The following is a 16,379-nucleotide window of genomic DNA, read 5'->3' as shown; positions in this document are numbered from 1 at the left end:
TCTATTTAAAAGTATGGAGTGGGTATGCCGTCGAATCTGAAGGCCTGGTTGTCGAAGGCCCTGCAATTTGGCGGGGGGTGTTTTTACCTGTTATTGGCCTCATGGAGTCTGTTTCATGTGGCCGGATGGGTTGGTACCTTGCCCGAGCACTGTCAGCACTGCCAGGACTCGATACTGCTCAGTAGTTGGTCGCCTGATAAGGGCTGGCAAGCCGATGTCAGCTTTTCCAACTGTAGCCTGCATGGTCATGAGCATTGGCAGAGTCAATTGAGTTTGACCGATTTGGAGTCCGGGCGACAGTTTCCCGGTTTGCTGGTGGTATCCGGTCGCCACGATGAATTGGTTCTCGATTGGCACAACGATAGAGAATTACGTATCTCCGGCATTCCCTACGATCATCTGTTGCATTTTCAACAACCTCACAGTGCTGAGGTGGTTCTTGGTCTGAAAGGTGATTGAGAGCACGAACTCTCCTGAATGCACAAAATTCCGTCATAAACCTCAGCACGTTCTGACACCTGTATGTTAGTCTGCACCCAGCCCCTATTTGAGTGTTGGGTGAGTGTTTTTTCTCTGAGAGGTTAATTTTGGATAACTTGGACAAAGACTTGAGATTTGAGCTGTCTCATTGGCTATCACAATTGGGAATCGACATTATCCCGGAAGATGGTTTGTCCACTTCGATCATGGTGATTGCCTGCCTGTTGTTGGCGGGACTGGCTTATTTTATTGTCCGTCGCGGCGTAGTACGGGCGATGAACCTGGTGATTCAACGTTCCAAAGTGACTTGGGACGACATCTTTATGCGCCACAGGGTGCTGGAAAAGCTGGCGATGCTGGTGCCGGCGCTGGTGCTCAACCTGCTGATCCCTATTACGCTGACCGACCATAAACTATTGGCGGGCTTGGTCGACAAACTGCTCAGTGTCTGGCTGGTCGTCTTGCTGATCCGCGCCGCCTATGCGGCATTGGATGCGGTCGATGAAGTGGCCGACGTTAAGTTGATTAGCCGCCGTTTACCGGTGAAGAGCTTTGTACAGCTGATCAAGCTGTTCCTATTCTTCGTTGCCATCATTATTTCCATCTCGATTTTGGCCGACCAATCACCAGTTTATTTCCTCAGCGGCTTGGGTGTCGCCACAGGTTTGGTGATGTTGGTGTTCAAGGACACCATACTGGGTTTTGTCGCCGGTATTCAGCTGGCAGCGAACCGCATGGTCAGCACCGGTGATTGGATTCAGATGGATAAATACGGCGCCGATGGCGCGGTGGAAGAGGTGTCGCTGACTACGGTCAAGGTTCGCAACTGGGACAAGACTATCACCATGATCCCGGCCTATGCGCTGGTGTCAGATGCCTTCCGTAACTGGCGAGGCATGTCCGAGTCAGGCGGTCGCCGAATCAAACGTTCGGTCAACATAGATATCAACAGCATACATTTCCTGACCGAAGAAGACAGGCAGCGTTTGGCGAAGATTAATTACCTCAAAGAATATCTGCCGCAGAAGATCCATGAGATTACCGAGTCCAATGCTAAGGTGTCGGATATTGATATGCCGGTCAATGGCCGCAGGTTGACTAATGTGGGGACCTTCAGAGCCTATCTGCTGGAGTATCTCAAGCACCATGACAAGGTGCACAAGGATATGACCCTGATGGTGCGGCAATTGGCGCCCACCACCGAAGGGCTGCCGATCGAGCTGTATATCTTCACCAATGATACCCGCTGGGCATACTATGAAGATATTCAGTCCGATATCTTCGACCACATCTTTGCTATCTTGCCGCAATTCGGACTGCGGGCCTTCCAGGGGCCGACCGGCAACGATATCCGCAGCTTGAAAGATAATGGAGCCAGCGCAAATAAGCCTACATAGGCTTATTCGCACCTACCCTAAAGCGCTTCCCTAATCTTTAACGGCCAATACAGTGGCGAGGGTGACAAACACCCCGCCACTGACACGATCCAGCCAATGCAAGCGTTGGCTGCGCTTCAACCATGAGGCCATCACGCTGGCCATAGAGGCGTAAAGCATCACAAAGCTGAAGTCCACCAAGGCCCAAGTCGAAGCCAATACTGCCAGTTGTGGCCCCTGCGGCGCAGTCACATCGATGAATTGTGGAAACAGAGCGGCGAAAAACAGCAGATCCTTGGGATTGCTGATCCCCACCAGAAACGCCTGCCTAAACAGACTAAGAGGATGGCCATGTCCCTTGGGGGCGACACTCTGTTCGGCTGCATGGGGCTTGGTGAGCAGCAGCTTAATCCCCAGATACATGAGGTAGGCGGCACCGCACCACTTGAGCAGGGTAAAGCCGTATTCGCTGGCATGCAGCAAGGCGCTCAGCCCGGCGATGGAGGCCAACATCAACAGCAGTGCCGCACTGACACTCCCCAAGGCCGTTGCCAGACTGCGGCGTTTACCAAAATGGATCCCGTGAGAGATAGACAACATGGCGATCGGGCCGGGAGAAATGGCTATCAATAAGATCGCAAACAGGTACAGCAGGAAGGTCTGGTGATCCATAGTTTTGTATACAAAGTTTCCGGTTAAGCGTCACTATAGTCGGGCAAAGTTTGCCGAACAAGCATCACTTGTTCGGCGAATAGTCCGGGATCGCCTTGGGAAAGCGGCCGCGAATACCGCGGTAGAAGGCGATAAGTTGGTCCATGTCATGTTGCATGTCAGCACTCGGTATCAAAGGCTGATTGATCACCACCGCCTTCTGACTGAAGTCCAACCCCACGGCCACAATCGGCACTCCTGCCTGGGAGGCGATATGGTAGAAGCCAGTCTTCCAGCGTTTCACCGGGCTGCGGGTGCCCTCAGGCGCCAGTGCCAACTTGAAGTTGGGATCCTGACGATACAACTCGCTGACCGCATCGACCAGATTATTGTTCTTGCGTCTGTCGACCGGGCTGCCGCCTATGGCCCTGAAAAACCAGCCCCAGGGCGGAATGAAGAGTTGATGCTTGCCGAGGAAGTGGATCTTCACCGCCAGAGCCCCTCGGGCGAGCACGCCGATAATAAAGTCCCAGTTACTGGTATGGGGCGCCACTATCACCAGATATTGCAAGGAGTCGGGCAGTTGTCCGCGAATTTGCCAGCCAAACAGAGCCAGCAGCCATTGGCAGATTTTCTTAAACATATAGAGTTGCCAAACCTTGAGTTGATTAAAGGTATAGTTCAAAAGTGTTTGGGGTGGGCTGTCAGTCCAACCTTGATTGGCTTAGGAGTCTGAACATAGGCAGCACTTCCCCAAGCAGAGGCCTGAGAGAAAATATAATTTCAGTATTATCCCGTTTGTGCAAGCCTGGGTGCTATATCTTGCTATGGACTCGTCATTGGCTATGAATCGCTGTGGCGTAAGTTTGTTCAAAATGTGCGGTGGATTTGCTTACAATCTACTAAGACAATGTTTACTCGGACCTTTCCTGATCTCGGCGCGGATGGGTTAGTATCGAGCATATAAGCTCAACGACAGTGTCGGCACGGTTTCCTGGCCTAGTTCCGGGAGGGTGCAAAGGAGGAAAGATGAAAAGGTTAATGTTTGGGCTCCTGTCTGTACTGCTGCTTGCGAGTGCTCCGACCAAAGCGGTACCGACAGATGAAATCACCGAGCTGCTCAATCGTCAGCAACAAGCCTGGAATCAAGGGAATATCGATGCCTATATGCTGGGTTACTGGCACGACCCTAAGCTGAGATTTGTCTCCAAGGGCGAGTTCAAATATGGCTGGGACAAGATGCTGGCCGCCTATAAACGTAGCTATCCGGATCGCGCGACTATGGGCCAGCTCAAGCTGGAGCTCAAGGATGTGCAGATGTTGAGTAACTATTCTGCCTTGGTGGCCGGTCGCTGGGTCTTGCTCAGACAAAAGGACAGCCCATCCGGAGTCTTTACCCTGCTGTTGGAAAAGAAAGACGACCATTGGGTGATCACTCACGATCATTCATCCTGACTTGCATAGGGAATTAGATTTATCTAATATCAATCCATTAAAAAAATCTAATGGAGCGCCCTATGTTAAAACCCACACTGACCGCCTTGCTGGCCTTTGCCTTGGTGAATCAAGCCATAGCCGAGCCGGCTGCCGCAGAATTCAAAGCTGAGGCGGCCGCGCTGGCCAAGCGTTTTGCCCAAACACTCAAGCCGCAACTGCAGCAAGCCCTGGCCGAAGGTGGCCCGGTGGCGGCCATCGAAGTTTGTTCCCATAAGGCGCCGGAAATTGCCCGCCAGCTCTCCGCCGAGAGTGGTTGGCAGGTAAAACGTGTCAGCTTGAAACCCCGTAATCCGGCGGCCGAGCCGGAGGCCTGGCAGCGACAGGTATTGTTATCATTCGATACGCGGGCCGCAGCCGGTGAAGACCCACAAACCCTGAGTCATATTGATGAGACTGAGTCACAACTGCGCTTTATGAAGGCCCAGGGGGTTGCGCCGCTTTGCCTCACTTGTCACGGCAGCCAATTGGCGCCCGAAGTCAAAACCGCATTGGATGAGCACTACCCGAATGATAGTGCCAGAGGTTATCAGCTTGGGCAGATCCGCGGCGCCATTAGCATAGAGGCTCCGCATTTGTCAGCGCAAAACTGAACTGTTCCAACCCCAGTTGTCGCCCCTTGCCATCATACCTGGCTTCGTAAAAGTTCAGTTTCCCCTCGCGGGAGAGGAATATCAGGCTGGTGGCCCGGGTGCCGTATTCCGGGTGGCGAATATAGATGGATGACAGACGTCGCTCCCACTCTAGGCTGACTCCTGTGTTTGGCAGGCTGGTGTCCGGCGCCGGGGTCTCATCACGCATTATTGCCAGCAGCTTATCTATATCCGGCTTGGCCGATTGGCTAATCAACTGCTCCAACGCCTGCTCGCCGCGGGCCATCTTGGGCCAGATATCATCCAAGGCGCCATTGCTGATGGCGTGAAAGCCCCTGTTCAAGCACCGCAATGACTTATCCGGGCTGTGATAACACCAAAATTGCCTGCCCTGGCCGAAAACCAGATTGAAAGGATTGTAGTTGTCGCTGTGGTCACTGAGCCATTGCGGCTCTATTGGCGATTGGCTATCGAGCGCCTTGAGCACCAACTCCCCGCGGCTGCGCATGCCTTCCGGCTGCGTGATTGGCTGGCGGATATTGGTGAGACCGGCCACCATTCCCAAACGATTACAGCCAAGCCAGGTCCCCCCAGCCTGCAGATCCTTACCCGCCAGCAGTTGCTGCTGTGGTGGCCAAAAGTGTGCCGGGGCTGTGGGCCTGTGATGAAACTCATCGCGGTTGGCGCAGAGGATCAGCGGATAATCCGGATGCTGATCCAGCGCCAGAAACAGAATGCACATGGGCTGTCCTTATGCCTAGTCTAAATGCGGGCTTATCCCACAAGTTAGCTAACAAAGGCGCCCATTGACAGGGTTAAATCAGTGAGAGCCTTTGTCTTGATGCTCGTGGCCATGCTGGTGAGCATGGCTGTGTGAACCATGACTATGTGAACCATGGCTATGTGAACCATGGTTGTGGCCTGAGTCATTGTGCTGCCCCGAGCCGTGGTCATGGCTATGGCCTTTGGCCAGCCACATCCCCCGCAAAAACTTGCGTGGCCCCTGACGCAGCAAGCTGCTGGAGTAGAGCAGATACAGCAGCGTCAGCGCCGGGTAGCTTATCTCTTTCGGCAGATCGCCCAGTTCACGCCACTGTGGTTGCCACCAGGCAATGCCGCTAAGCAGAATGGATAGCAGCAGCAACATGCCGAGCCGTTGGCTCCAGCTCATCAACTTGAGTTGTGACAGGTTAAGCACAGGTGCGGCTATCAGAGTCAAGGCTACCGCCAAGGGGCTCCAGCCGCTGTAGGCCAGCGACATCGCCAACACGGCAGCGCCCAGATTGCAGAAACGCAGCGGCAGAAACAGCAAGGCCAGCACCAGCACTTGTGCCAGCGGGTGCGACAGCGGCACTGACGGATGGCCTATCAGATTGGCGAGGATCAGACTGAGCAAGATCCAGGGCGCGCTTCTATCCACCAGATGAGTGAAACCGAAATGCCAGGCGGACTGCGGCACCTTGGGGTGAGGATCGGTCAATTCAATGCGGGCATAACTCAAAAACAGTCCCAGTGCGGCGAGTGCGAGGGTCTGCAGCAGGGCAAACTGCCAGCCCAGCAGTACCAAGGTCAGCAACAAGGCTTCGGGGCCGGCGAGCCGTTGCAGCCAGCGTCCCGGCAGCGAGGCTTGAGTAGGAGACAAACCTGCGGCAAAACGTATGCTGGCCAAGGCGTAGGCCGCCAGCAATACCGGAGCCAGTAACAGCAACCAGTGCAGCAGTTGATCTGTGCTGTGGTCATGGTGAGCGTGTTGGTGGCCGCCGGAATCCATCATCAGCAGCAATGCCAACAGCCCTATCCCCAGCAGGCTGCCTATGCCGGCCTGGTATTCATATTTGCTGCTTGGGGTCTGCTGCCCATGGCCGTGGGGCTGATGCAGCACCACATGCAAAATAGAGCCTGTGACAAAGGCTTGCAGGTAAACGGTATTATCCAGGCTCAGATGGCTGAGCAGTTGCTCGCCGGCGAAGTAGCCCACAGATGTCAGCGCCATCATGGCCAGTAACACCAGACTGGCCCAACGGGTGCCGACCTGGGGTTTGAGCAACCACCAAATCGCCAGGCCCACGGGTAGCCTGTGCATGATCACGCCAAGCGCCAGCAGGCTGGAGTTGCCTTCCTGTTGTGCCAGCACCATGGCGCCGCCATCTGTGATGGTGTGCAACAACAAGCCGCCAATCCCCAGCGTGAGGGTCAAATTATGGGTGATCTCTGAGTAGCGATGAAACAGCTTCTCGCTGGCACTGGGGCCCCAAAGGCCGAGGATCACGAAAACAATCGCCAGTATGCCGCCGTGCTCCAGCAGTTCCGGTAGGATATGGATCAATACCAAGCCACCGAGAGATACAAAAATAAAGCCGTCCAGGCCCTTCTGCAAACCGCTACCTGATGAGAAATAGCGGTAAAACAGCGGGCCCAGGAGCAGGGCGATAAAACTGGCGACGAGATAGAGCATGTATTTCACGGCTGAAGTTTAGAGAACGCCATAGTATACCAGTAGCCGGGCAAATGAGCAGTGCCGTTACCTGGAATTTACCTTGAAGGATTTTCCCCTCCGAGACCACAGATAAAAGTCCACAGCCGGTGACTAAAAAGTTATACAATAGTCGACTCTATGTTGTTGTATTGGTGAATGGATATTTATGGATACTCTGTCGGCTGCCGTAATGCTGTTTCTTATTATGGATCCCTTGGGCAACTTGCCTATCTTTGCCTCTATATTGCGTCATATAGAGCCCAAGAAACGCCGTCGAGTGCTGATCCGAGAGCTTATTTTTGCCTTGTTGATCATGCTGTTATTTCTATACGCCGGTGAAGCCATCCTGAGTTTCCTCAACCTCAAGTCAGAATCGGTCAGCATTGCCGGCGGCATTATTCTGTTCCTGATCGCCATCAGGATGATCTTCCCCCAACCTGGTGGGGTGGTGGGCCTGGCCGCCGGTGAAGAGCCCTTCATTGTGCCGATGGCGATTCCCTTGATGGCCGGTCCTTCGATTTTGGCGGCACTGATACTGCTGGCCCATACGGATAGCAGCCGGATGGGCGACTGGACCATAGCTCTGGTGGCGGCCTGGGGCGCCAGCGTGGTTATCTTGATGTTTTATAAGTTATTTACCAGGGTTTTGGGCGACAAGGGGCTCACTGCGGTCGAGCGCTTGATGGGTATGGTGCTGGTGATGATCTCGGTGCAGATGTTCCTCGATGGCGTCTCCCGATATTTGAACCCCTGAGTTGTTAATCGTTGTGTTAAGTCGAGGTAGAAGTGCTTAGTTGTGCCCTGATCTGTGTTTTGAGTCTGGCCGCCGGAGATTATGACAATCTCTTGCCCTATCAAGGCACGCCGCAACAAGCGCAGGAGCGGGATGTCGCCGGGAATCTGACTATCCCCGCGGTGTACATGGATATGGGCGCTTGGCATGGGTATCACCTGCCGGATGAGCCTGCATTTTATGGCAGCTTCAGCGGCCCCTTGATCATCGCCCAAGAATACAGCTTGCATTTGGCGCCCAGCTTGCAGCACCTCAGCATATTGGAGTTGAGCACAGGCCAGGCGAAGAATTTTGCCGAAGCGGAAAGACGCCTATTCAGTCGCCCGGATGGCCTGTATCAGGAATATCGCTGGCCAGATCTTAGCCTCAGCACCAGACTCTATTTTGCCGATGAGCGCAGTTCACTGATTGAGACTGTGCTGGAAAATACCGGCACCCAAGCGGGTCAGTGGCAGTTGCAGTGGCAGGGAGAACCCTTCGACACTGCGGTAGGCAAGCCCTGGATTGCCGGCAGACAGTTTGCGACCAATCAACTGGAGTGGCAGTTTCGGCCACTGAGAAAAACTTGGTCGCTAATGCTCGATGATGCCAAATTCCGCATAAGCTTCCGTGAACCCACCTTCCTGGAAGAGCGGGGCGCTCGGGGCTACCGAGCCAGTTCTGAAGTGCTGAACCTGGCCCCCTCTGAGCGGCGCAGTTTTCTCAGTGCCCAGCAATATTTTCACACCGCAGCAGAGGCCAAGCCGCTGCAGTGGCCTAAGTTGTTGCTGAGCGCCGAGCGCAACCATAGTCGCTGGGGTTGGCGTCTGGCCAAGTTGGCCGATGGCGACTTGGGACAAAAGCGCATGGCCGCTCGGGCCATTAGCACCCTGACACACAACTGGCGCAGCCCGGCCGGAGCACTGCGTCACCACGGGGTAACGCCTTCGGTCACCTACCAATGGTTCAATGGTCTCTGGGCCTGGGATAGCTGGAAACAGGCGGTGGCCTTGGCGCGTGTCGAGCCCTGGCTTGCCAAGTCCAATGTGCGGGCGATGTTTGACTATCAATTTGATGCGCAGGATCCCGTCAGACCCCAGGATGCCGGCAGCATGCCGGATGCAGTGTTTTACAACCAAGATGCAGCCCGCGGCGGTGATGGTGGCAACTGGAATGAGCGGAATGGCAAACCGCCGTTGGCGGCCTGGGCCGTATGGGAGATCTACCTTCAGGACGGTGACAAGGCATTTGTTGCCGAGCTCTACCCAAGACTGATGGCTCTGCATGCTTGGTGGTATCGCAACCGGGATCATGATGGCAATGGTTTGGCGGAATATGGCGCCAATCTGCATCCGTTGCACGGTGAGCCCGGGGCACCTAATCGTGATGCCATCATTCAGGCTGCAGCCTGGGAGTCCGGGATGGACAATGCGCCCAGATTCGATGCCGATAACAGCCTGCAGGTACTGGAAAATCGCGACGCTAAAGGGCGTTTGCTCGGCTACTCACTCAATCAGGATAGTGTCGATCTCAATGCATTTCTCTATGCCGATAAGCAGTATCTGGCGCAGATGGCCAGTCTGCTGGGACGGGAAGCTGAGGCAATGCAACTGCGGCAACAGGCCCAGCGGTTGGGACAGGCGATTCGGCGGGACTTTTTCGACCCTGCCAGCGGTTTCTTCTACGATGTACGTTTCGATGCCGAGGGTAAGCGGCGCTTGCTCAGCGACAATAAGGGCACTGAAGGTTGGATCCCGCTGTGGGCCAGTGTTGCTTCGCCTGAGCAGGCAGAAGCGGTGGTAAAGCAACAGCTTAGGCCAGAAAGCTTCGGCACCCAGGTGCCGTTTCCGAGCGTGAGCCGCGACAGCCCAGCGTTTGCCCCCGACAGATACTGGCGCGGGCCGGTATGGCTGGATCAGGCCTTCTTTGCCATTAAGGGGTTGCAGCATTACGGTTACCGGCAGCAGGCAAGTGCAATGTCGCGGCGCTTACTGACGGCCATCGCCGCCGAGAGCCGGGATCTGCCGATACGGGAAAACTACCATCCACTCAGTGGGGAAGGACTGCATGGCAGCAACTTTAGTTGGTCTGCTTCGGTCTTAATGCTGCTTTATAGCGAAGGTTTGTTGTCTGAGGCTGAATAATCGCTGAATGAGGCGAATTGGCCGCGACTTTCTGCTGTGCAATCTTAACAGCCGCTGTTAATCTTCTGTACTCTCTCTGTTAATAATTAAGGTGCCGCCGGTGCGACTGCCCTCAACTCTTGCCATCTGTTTGTTTCTGGGTGCCTGTCAGGCTGGAAACGAAGCGGGAACCGATGCCATTGCGGATAAAAACCGCGCGGTTAAACCCTTGTTGCCCTGTGGCAGTGGGGCACCTGTGGTAAATCGGGCTAAAATTAAAGCCAGTCTGATCGAGCGCAACATCATTACTCCGCAAATGAGCGAACAAGAGGCCGAAGCCAAGGTCTCTGAGTATATTCAGCAGCGCAATCAAAAGTTTGAAAAGTGTATCAAGGAGCCAAAGTCATGAGTTTGAAGTCGGTACTGGCCCTGGCCTTGGGGACAGCTTGTCTCTTTGGGGCAACGAATATTTTAGCCGCCACGGCTCCGGCGGATCCCGGAGTCATTAACAAAGAGCAGATCCTCTATTGGTTGGTGAAACGCGGTGAACTCGATGCCGATGCCTCTGAAGAGGAGCGGCAACAGGCGCTGGCAGCCTATACGGCCAAATCTACGGGGGCGGGCAGTAAGACAGCGCAAGTGCTCAAGGCCAAGGAGCAACAACTGCTGCAACAGGCGCGAAGCAACAGCCTGCGTCAAAGCAAGTTAATGCGGGCACAGTCGCGGGTAGCCGATACCGATGTGACCAAGCGGGTCAAGGTGTTGGCCGTGCTGGTGGATTTCCCCGACTTGCCCTATAACGCCAATCGCCTGAGTCCCGGCGATACCGAGATGTATTACGCCAACTACTCGGTAGCCCATTACCGTGGCCTGTTGTTTTCCGATGCAGGTTTCCCTGGGCCCCAGGGGCAAGTACTGCCCTCAGCCTATCAGTACTATCAAGCGGTTTCCGGTCAGAGCTTTTTCTTCAATGGTGATGTGAAAGGCTGGTTTAGAGCCAGCCAGAATGCGGCCTACTATGGCGCCAACGACCCGAATAACAACAATGACGACACAGCCGCTACCGAATTGGTGGAGGAAGCGGTCGCGGCTGCAGTTGCCAGCATGAGCGCCGCTGAGCTGGCGCAGTATGATATTGAAGATCCCTATGATATTGACGGTGACGGCAACCTGAATGAAGCCGATGGGATTTTGGATCATGTGATGATCTTCCATTCCAGCATAGGTGAAGAGGCCGGTGGCGGTATGCTCGGCGATGATGCCATCTGGTCACACAGATTTTTTGTGCCCTCGGCGCCCGGTCAATATGGTCAGGCTATTCCGGGGAGCAATATGCGTCTGTTCGGTTACACCATACAGCCGCTGGATGCCGGTACCGGTGTCTGTACCCACGAGTTTGGTCACGACCTCGGTTTACCTGATGAATATGACATCAGTAGCAATGCCAGCGATGGTTCGCCAGTCGGTCTCTGGTCTCTGATGTCCGGCGGCAGCTGGGCAGGTTCCCCAAGAGGCTCCCAGCCAAGTGGTTTCAGCCCCTACGCCCGCTCATTTCTACAGGACAGGTACAAGGGCCGCTGGGTCAACGAACAAACCCTGGATTATCAAGCACTGGATAGCAACGGCACTCAAGTGTCGCTTGAGCATGCCAATAGCAGTGGCGTAAACCAGTTGGCCATCAAGCTGCCATCAAACTCCATCGCCTTTACTCCGGCCTATCAGGGGCAATACCAGTACTATTCGAATCAGGGCGATCAGCTCAACAACGCCATGTCGTTCGAGCTGCAACTGCCCATGAGTACCAAGCTAACACTGAAGATGAAGGCCCATTGGCAGATAGAAGAGGACTATGACTATGTGCAACTGCTGGTGGATGGGGTGCCATTGGCTGGGAGCCATACCAAGAGCAGCAACAGCATTAACAATGCCGCCTATATCATTAGCGGTGACTCGGCGGCCTTGTCTGGTGGTGAGGGGGAACAGGGCTGGCAGGAGATAAGCTTTGATCTCAGTGCCTATGCCGGGATGAACAAGCGGATAAGCCTGGTATATCGTACCGATGAAGCGGTCGGTGGCTATGGCTTTGTGGTAGATGATATACGTCTCGAGAGTGACGGCAACCTAGTCTACAGCGACAATGCCGAGACGGCTCTCGAGGCGGTAAATCTTTCGGGTTTCGTTCGCACCGACGACACTCGCCCAGGCGCGCCGCGGCGTTATCTGTTGCAACTGCGTAACTATCAGGGCGTGGATAGCGGGTTGCAGCAAGACAGTTATGAGCCGGGACTCTTGGTTTGGTATGAAAACTTAGCCTACAGCGACAACAAGGTGGCCGAACATCCTGGATATGGCCTCATTGGGGTGGTGGATGCGGATCAAAACCTGATCGGCAACCGTGATACCGATGTGCAGGTTCGTGATGCCAGCTTCAGTATTTATCCACAGTCGGCGTTTTTCGGTGACACCCATCTTGGCAACAATAGCCTGTTTGATGACAGCGACGACTACAGCGCGCCGCTTAAGCCTCAGGCCGGTCTGGTGCTGCCCCAGCTGGGTCTGATGGTGCAGTTGTTGACTCAAGAGCCAGACAGCAGCCAGGCGCAGCTGTTGGTGAGTAAACGCAGCGACAGCAGCGGCACAGAACTCAGTGCCAGCATTTCAGCGCAGCAGGAGGGGGGCAATGTCAGTTTTAGCGCCAATCTCAGTGGCGGGACGGCACCTTACACTTACCTGTGGGACTTTGGGGTTGGCGGCGCCAGTAGTACCCAAGCGACGCCTCAATACAGTTACAGTGAGTCTGGTGTCTACACAGTCACACTGACTGTGACAGACGCCAATAACCGGCAAACCGTGACCCGCTTGCAGCTGACGGTCAGCATTCCTCTGTCGGCGCTGTTCGATATCAGTGGTACAGGTTTAACCGTGCAGTTCAATAACCTCAGCCGTGGTGGCAGCGGAGAACTCAGTTATCAGTGGGACTTTGGTGATGGCCAGAGCAGTACTGAGGCTTCTCCATCGCATACTTACAGTGCGGCGGGCAGCTACAGTGTGCGCCTGACAGTGACCGACTCACAGAATAATCAGAGCAGTAATAGTCGTACTCTGGTGGTCTCCAATCCGGTTGTGCCCAATACGACTGAAAGCAGTTCCGGCGGCGGAGGTGGTAGCCTCGGCGGTCTGAGCCTATTGGGGCTGGCGCTGATCGCCTGGCGGCGCAGGCACTGACAGAAATAAGGGACGCTCAAGCGTCCCTTATGTTTTTGGTCGTTCAAGAGAGGGATTACAAGCCCGTGCTCAAGGCGTAAGTTGGCCTTGATTGATGGCGGCAACCGCCGCCGGCAGGAAGATTTCACCGACAATCAGCTGCTGTTCCTGAAAGTGGAAATAACGTCTTCTGCCCCAGATAGCCTCTGTGGTGGGTTGCGACAGTGAATTGGCTAGGGAAGCGACCCGTGAATGGTTGTCGAAGCTGGCAACCTCTATGGCGCCGGGTTCAAAGCCGATATCGCCGAATAACAACTCTCCCAGGGGGCGAGTACCCAACTTACCCAGTCTCTGCTGTTGCTCCAGCAGCTTTGCCGGGATCAGGGTGCGGCCAAAGACCCAGGGGGTCCCGTCCAGGCAGAGCAACACCTCTCTGATCCAGATGGCTTTGTGCTCCTTACCCTGCCACTCTTGAGTCGCGGTGGGCAGCATGGCTTCGCCGAGCAGTCTGACCTCAAAATGATGACAGCAGCTCTTGAGTCTCTTGGTGAGACTGCCGGTCGCCAGCAGCCAATCATGCAATGGTGCTGCGGGGAGTTGTTGTGATTGCTCTGGCGAAAACCACTGAATTGATTCACCATAAGGAAAGCTTAAACTGGTCACATTCATCGGATACCCGGTACAATACTACAACTCGGGAGTCTATCACGCTTGCCCTTGGGCAGATAGAGAGTACGAGGCATGGGCACAAGTCACGGGAGCTGGAAACTGAATATGAAACGCATTTTGACACTGTTGTTTTTTATGCTTGCAGGCATGTTGCAGCCTGTGATGGCGGCCGATGAAAAGCCTGCCGAAGATACCTATGCCTACTATGGTTTTGAACCTGAAATAGTGACCAATTATATCTCCAACCGCAAGAAGTTGGGGTTTGTGCGTATCAGTGTTGAGCTTATGGTGAAAGACCCCCAGGATTTGGTAGCCTTGCAACATCATGATCCCCTGCTGCGGGCCGCGATAGTAGAGATCCTCGGTAACCAACCCGAGGATAGGGTCAAGTCGCTTACCGGTAGGGAAGAGATCCGCCGCGAGTGCTACGACACAGTCAATCGTTTGCTGGAGCAGGAAACCGGCCGGGCGCTGGTGGTGAATCTGCTGTTTACCAAGTACCTGTATGACTGAGGTAAAAAAGCATAGGTTCAACGCTTCGACAAGCAAGGCCAGGGCCGAAGTAAAGGTTAGGACAAGAGTAAAGAAAAAGGCTCCAAAGGCGACGGCCGGCAAAACCTCGGTTAAAACGGGCGGGAAAGCCAAGGACAAGGGCCTCCATCCGCGCAACCCGCACCGCCAAGGCTATGACTTTGCGACTCTGGTCGCCAGTTATCCTGCGCTCGCGCCTCACCTTATCACCACAGACTATGGCCAGGTTTCGATCCCCTTTGCCGAACCGCAAGCTGTCTTGGCACTTAATGCCGCCTTATTGCAGCACCATTATCAAATCCAGGGTTGGCAGTTGCCCGAGGGCTATCTGTGTCCGCCAATTCCTGGGCGAGTAGACTATTTGCATCATATCGCCGATCTGCTGGCTGAAGGCGGTAAGATCCCCCAAGGTCGGCGCATTCGCGGCCTGGATATAGGCACGGGAGCCAACGGCATCTACCCCTTGCTTGGCTCAAGTGTCTACGGCTGGCAGTTTGTCGGCGCCGATATCAACCCTGTGGCGCTGGATAATGTCGCCGGCGTTTTACAGCACAATCTCAAGCTGGCCAGCGCCATTGAACTGCGGCTGCAGCCCAAGCCAGAGCAGATATTTCATGGTTTGCTGCAGGCGGGGGAGTGTTTTGACTTCAGCCTCTGTAATCCGCCGTTTCATGCCTCGGCCGCCGATGCCCGCAGTGGCAGCGAACGCAAGCAGCGCAATCTGGCGACCAATCGTGGTGAGCAACATCAGCGTCAGGAGCATAAGTTGAACTTTGGCGGCTGTCAGGCCGAGCTTTGGTGCGATGGTGGCGAGTTGGGCTTCCTGCTGCGGATGATTCACGAAAGTCGCGACTATGGCGGACAAGTGCTGTGGTTTTCTTCTTTGGTGTCCAAGGGTGACAACCTCAAACCCTGTCAGCAGGCGTTAAAGCAACTTGGCGCCAAAGAGGTCAAGATTCTGGAGATGCAACAGGGCAATAAGCAGACTCGGGTATTGGCCTGGAGTTTCTTCGATGCCGCCGCCAGGCGTCAGTGGTGGAAGTTCAAGGCTTGAGGCCCGCTGTTGGCAGGCCTTGAGTTGGTGCTAACAGCCTAATTACTCCGGGCTCCACAGCAACTGGCCGCAGTCGGTGAGGTCATAGCCGCCGAGTAGGGCGGCCATCTGCCGGGACTGACTGCCGCCGAGCATCTTGAACAGCTGTTGCAACTGGCGACGGAAGTAGATCCCTTGCGGCATGACGAAGTCGAAGGACTCAGTCACCAAAGGCACAAAACTCAGGCCGCTTTCCATGGCGACCGCCTGACAGCCAAAGCCGATATCGGCATCACCCCGGGCAATATAACCGGCCAACTCCCGCTCACTAAAGGCGGTGAGTACCGAGTTGAGTTGCTCGAGTTTGCCCCCCTGTTTCAACAGCCAGTGCTCCAGATGTTGTTGACTGCCGGCACCACCCTGACGGGTGACCCAGCGCCAAGGGAGTTGCAGTACCTTGCTCTCCTCCTGACATCTGTGATGCATATCCGGTCGCACGATCAACCCCTGTTGGCGGTTATAGCCATGCACCATGATCCATTGCTGGTGGTTGGAATATCCCTTCAGCAGCGCCGTATGACGGATATTGCGTTCCTCCAGGCTGCCCCAGTGCAAGGTACAGACATCGGCGTAACCCTTGGATAAGAGCTCCAATCCCAAGCGGGAGCCAGTGGCGCTGTAGCTGATCAGTTCTCGACTGCCCACCTGAGCCATCAGTCTGGCCACCTGCATCGACAACAGGGGATCATCACTGCCGGTGATCAGCAAGCGGTCTGTCAGCATGCCGCTGTGGCAGGAGTCCATGATCCAGCGGTCAATTAGTATCTTTGGAAACAGCCATTTGCCTGTGATTTTGGTCGCCGGCAGCATACGCTCATTGGCCATGGCATAGACCTTCTTTTCATTGAGGTCCAAATACTCGGCCACTTGCTTGGCGCTCATATAGACAAGTTCGCTGGGCTCCGTCATCACTTCTC

General features: G+C 54.9%; 16 protein-coding genes. 10 read left to right on the top strand and 6 right to left on the bottom strand.

Features of this window, described 5'->3' with window-relative positions:
* Positions 1–24: 24 nt before the first annotated feature.
* Together K5621_RS19395 and K5621_RS19390 are read left to right on the top strand one after the other, a co-directional pair.
* A complete protein-coding gene (locus K5621_RS19395) occupies positions 25–459 on the top strand; it encodes a hypothetical protein (RefSeq protein WP_221050081.1) in 435 nt (144 codons plus the stop codon).
* A 137-nt stretch (positions 460–596) separates the two neighbouring features.
* Positions 597–1,877, top strand: a complete 1,281-nt coding sequence (locus tag K5621_RS19390) for a mechanosensitive ion channel family protein (RefSeq protein WP_100143459.1) — start codon at positions 597–599, stop codon at positions 1,875–1,877.
* Between the two features lie 30 nt (positions 1,878–1,907).
* Here K5621_RS19390 and K5621_RS19385 read toward each other — a convergent pair whose 3' ends face one another.
* Together K5621_RS19385 and K5621_RS19380 are read right to left on the bottom strand one after the other, a co-directional pair.
* A complete protein-coding gene (locus K5621_RS19385) occupies positions 1,908–2,528 on the bottom strand; it encodes a LysE family translocator (RefSeq protein WP_221050080.1) in 621 nt (206 codons plus the stop codon).
* Positions 2,529–2,592: 64 nt separating this feature from the next.
* Positions 2,593–3,150 (bottom strand): lysophospholipid acyltransferase family protein, encoded by a 558-nt coding sequence (locus K5621_RS19380; protein WP_221050079.1) that lies wholly within the window; start codon positions 3,148–3,150, stop codon positions 2,593–2,595.
* A 386-nt stretch (positions 3,151–3,536) separates the two neighbouring features.
* Between K5621_RS19380 and K5621_RS19375 the strand changes: the two genes are divergently transcribed.
* Both K5621_RS19375 and K5621_RS19370 read left to right on the top strand, forming a co-directional pair.
* Positions 3,537–3,962: a YybH family protein gene (locus tag K5621_RS19375; RefSeq protein WP_229671981.1), complete on the top strand. Its 426-nt coding sequence runs from the start codon at positions 3,537–3,539 to the stop codon at positions 3,960–3,962.
* A 62-nt stretch (positions 3,963–4,024) separates the two neighbouring features.
* Positions 4,025–4,594, top strand: coding sequence for a Tll0287-like domain-containing protein (locus tag K5621_RS19370; RefSeq protein ID WP_221050078.1), 570 nt, complete (start codon positions 4,025–4,027; stop codon positions 4,592–4,594).
* On the opposite strand, the gene K5621_RS19365 is transcribed toward K5621_RS19370, so the two are convergent.
* Both K5621_RS19365 and K5621_RS19360 read right to left on the bottom strand, forming a co-directional pair.
* On the bottom strand, positions 4,557–5,336 hold the full coding sequence (locus tag K5621_RS19365; protein ID WP_221050077.1) for an NRDE family protein: 780 nt from the start codon (positions 5,334–5,336) through the stop codon (positions 4,557–4,559). The two genes, K5621_RS19370 and K5621_RS19365, sit on opposite strands and share 38 nt — an antisense overlap.
* A gap of 78 nt (positions 5,337–5,414) precedes the next feature.
* The gene (locus tag K5621_RS19360; RefSeq protein ID WP_221050076.1) at positions 5,415–7,049 is read right to left on the bottom strand and encodes a ZIP family metal transporter; all 1,635 of its coding nucleotides are present in this window, start codon (positions 7,047–7,049) and stop codon (positions 5,415–5,417) included.
* A gap of 187 nt (positions 7,050–7,236) precedes the next feature.
* On the opposite strand from K5621_RS19360, the gene K5621_RS19355 reads away from it, so the two are divergent.
* The 4 genes from K5621_RS19355 to K5621_RS19340 all read left to right on the top strand — a co-directional run bounded on the left by K5621_RS19355 (position 7,237) and on the right by K5621_RS19340 (position 13,190).
* Positions 7,237–7,824 carry a YhgN family NAAT transporter gene (locus K5621_RS19355; RefSeq protein ID WP_039035135.1) on the top strand — a complete coding sequence of 196 codons (588 nt, stop codon included), beginning with the start codon at positions 7,237–7,239 and terminating at the stop codon, positions 7,822–7,824.
* Between the two features lie 32 nt (positions 7,825–7,856).
* Positions 7,857–9,986, top strand: a complete 2,130-nt coding sequence (locus K5621_RS19350; protein WP_221050075.1) for an MGH1-like glycoside hydrolase domain-containing protein — start codon at positions 7,857–7,859, stop codon at positions 9,984–9,986.
* 100 nt (positions 9,987–10,086) lie between these two features.
* Positions 10,087–10,374 carry a hypothetical protein gene (locus K5621_RS19345; RefSeq protein ID WP_100143254.1) on the top strand — a complete coding sequence of 96 codons (288 nt, stop codon included), beginning with the start codon at positions 10,087–10,089 and terminating at the stop codon, positions 10,372–10,374.
* Positions 10,371–13,190: an immune inhibitor A domain-containing protein gene (locus K5621_RS19340; protein ID WP_221050074.1), complete on the top strand. Its 2,820-nt coding sequence runs from the start codon at positions 10,371–10,373 to the stop codon at positions 13,188–13,190. Before K5621_RS19345 ends, K5621_RS19340 begins: the two co-directional genes overlap by 4 nt.
* 69 nt (positions 13,191–13,259) lie before the next feature.
* On the opposite strand, the gene K5621_RS19335 is transcribed toward K5621_RS19340, so the two are convergent.
* Positions 13,260–13,838 carry a chorismate--pyruvate lyase family protein gene (locus tag K5621_RS19335; RefSeq protein WP_221050073.1) on the bottom strand — a complete coding sequence of 193 codons (579 nt, stop codon included), beginning with the start codon at positions 13,836–13,838 and terminating at the stop codon, positions 13,260–13,262.
* A gap of 105 nt (positions 13,839–13,943) precedes the next feature.
* Here K5621_RS19335 and K5621_RS19330 point away from each other — a divergent pair, with 105 nt between their 5' ends.
* Entirely contained in the window at positions 13,944–14,351 is a 408-nt protein-coding gene (locus K5621_RS19330; protein WP_100143257.1) for a flagellar basal body-associated protein FliL, read from the top strand.
* Positions 14,344–15,423 (top strand): 23S rRNA (adenine(1618)-N(6))-methyltransferase RlmF, encoded by a 1,080-nt coding sequence (gene rlmF / locus K5621_RS19325; protein ID WP_221050072.1) that lies wholly within the window; start codon positions 14,344–14,346, stop codon positions 15,421–15,423. The genes K5621_RS19330 and rlmF overlap by 8 nt, the downstream gene beginning before the upstream one ends.
* A gap of 42 nt (positions 15,424–15,465) precedes the next feature.
* Here the strand turns inward: rlmF and K5621_RS19320 are convergent, their stop codons facing one another.
* Positions 15,466–16,371: a helix-turn-helix transcriptional regulator gene (locus K5621_RS19320; protein WP_100143259.1), complete on the bottom strand. Its 906-nt coding sequence runs from the start codon at positions 16,369–16,371 to the stop codon at positions 15,466–15,468.
* Positions 16,372–16,379 lie beyond the last annotated feature (8 nt).

The organism is Shewanella carassii, assembly GCF_019670705.1.
GTDB lineage: Bacteria > Pseudomonadota > Gammaproteobacteria > Enterobacterales > Shewanellaceae > Shewanella > Shewanella carassii.
Note: the sequence above shows the minus strand (reverse complement) of the source record. Positions and strands in the feature narration are given on the sequence as shown.

What these genes read in the sequence shown, in the direction of transcription:
- K5621_RS19380 (WP_221050079.1), bottom strand. Translation starts at nt 3,150, where the DNA reads ATGTTTAAGAAAATCTGCCAATGGCTGCTGGCTCTGTTTGGCTGGCAA.
- rlmF (WP_221050072.1), top strand. Translation starts at nt 14,344, where the DNA reads ATGACTGAGGTAAAAAAGCATAGGTTCAACGCTTCGACAAGCAAGGCC.
- K5621_RS19395 (WP_221050081.1), top strand. Translation starts at nt 25, where the DNA reads ATGCCGTCGAATCTGAAGGCCTGGTTGTCGAAGGCCCTGCAATTTGGC.
- K5621_RS19340 (WP_221050074.1), top strand. Translation starts at nt 10,371, where the DNA reads ATGAGTTTGAAGTCGGTACTGGCCCTGGCCTTGGGGACAGCTTGTCTC.
- K5621_RS19335 (WP_221050073.1), bottom strand. Translation starts at nt 13,838, where the DNA reads ATGAATGTGACCAGTTTAAGCTTTCCTTATGGTGAATCAATTCAGTGG.
- K5621_RS19355 (WP_039035135.1), top strand. Translation starts at nt 7,237, where the DNA reads ATGGATACTCTGTCGGCTGCCGTAATGCTGTTTCTTATTATGGATCCC.
- K5621_RS19365 (WP_221050077.1), bottom strand. Translation starts at nt 5,336, where the DNA reads ATGTGCATTCTGTTTCTGGCGCTGGATCAGCATCCGGATTATCCGCTG.
- K5621_RS19330 (WP_100143257.1), top strand. Translation starts at nt 13,944, where the DNA reads ATGAAACGCATTTTGACACTGTTGTTTTTTATGCTTGCAGGCATGTTG.
- K5621_RS19385 (WP_221050080.1), bottom strand. Translation starts at nt 2,528, where the DNA reads ATGGATCACCAGACCTTCCTGCTGTACCTGTTTGCGATCTTATTGATA.
- K5621_RS19320 (WP_100143259.1), bottom strand. Translation starts at nt 16,371, where the DNA reads ATGACGGAGCCCAGCGAACTTGTCTATATGAGCGCCAAGCAAGTGGCC.
- K5621_RS19360 (WP_221050076.1), bottom strand. Translation starts at nt 7,049, where the DNA reads ATGCTCTATCTCGTCGCCAGTTTTATCGCCCTGCTCCTGGGCCCGCTG.
- K5621_RS19370 (WP_221050078.1), top strand. Translation starts at nt 4,025, where the DNA reads ATGTTAAAACCCACACTGACCGCCTTGCTGGCCTTTGCCTTGGTGAAT.
- K5621_RS19375 (WP_229671981.1), top strand. Translation starts at nt 3,537, where the DNA reads ATGAAAAGGTTAATGTTTGGGCTCCTGTCTGTACTGCTGCTTGCGAGT.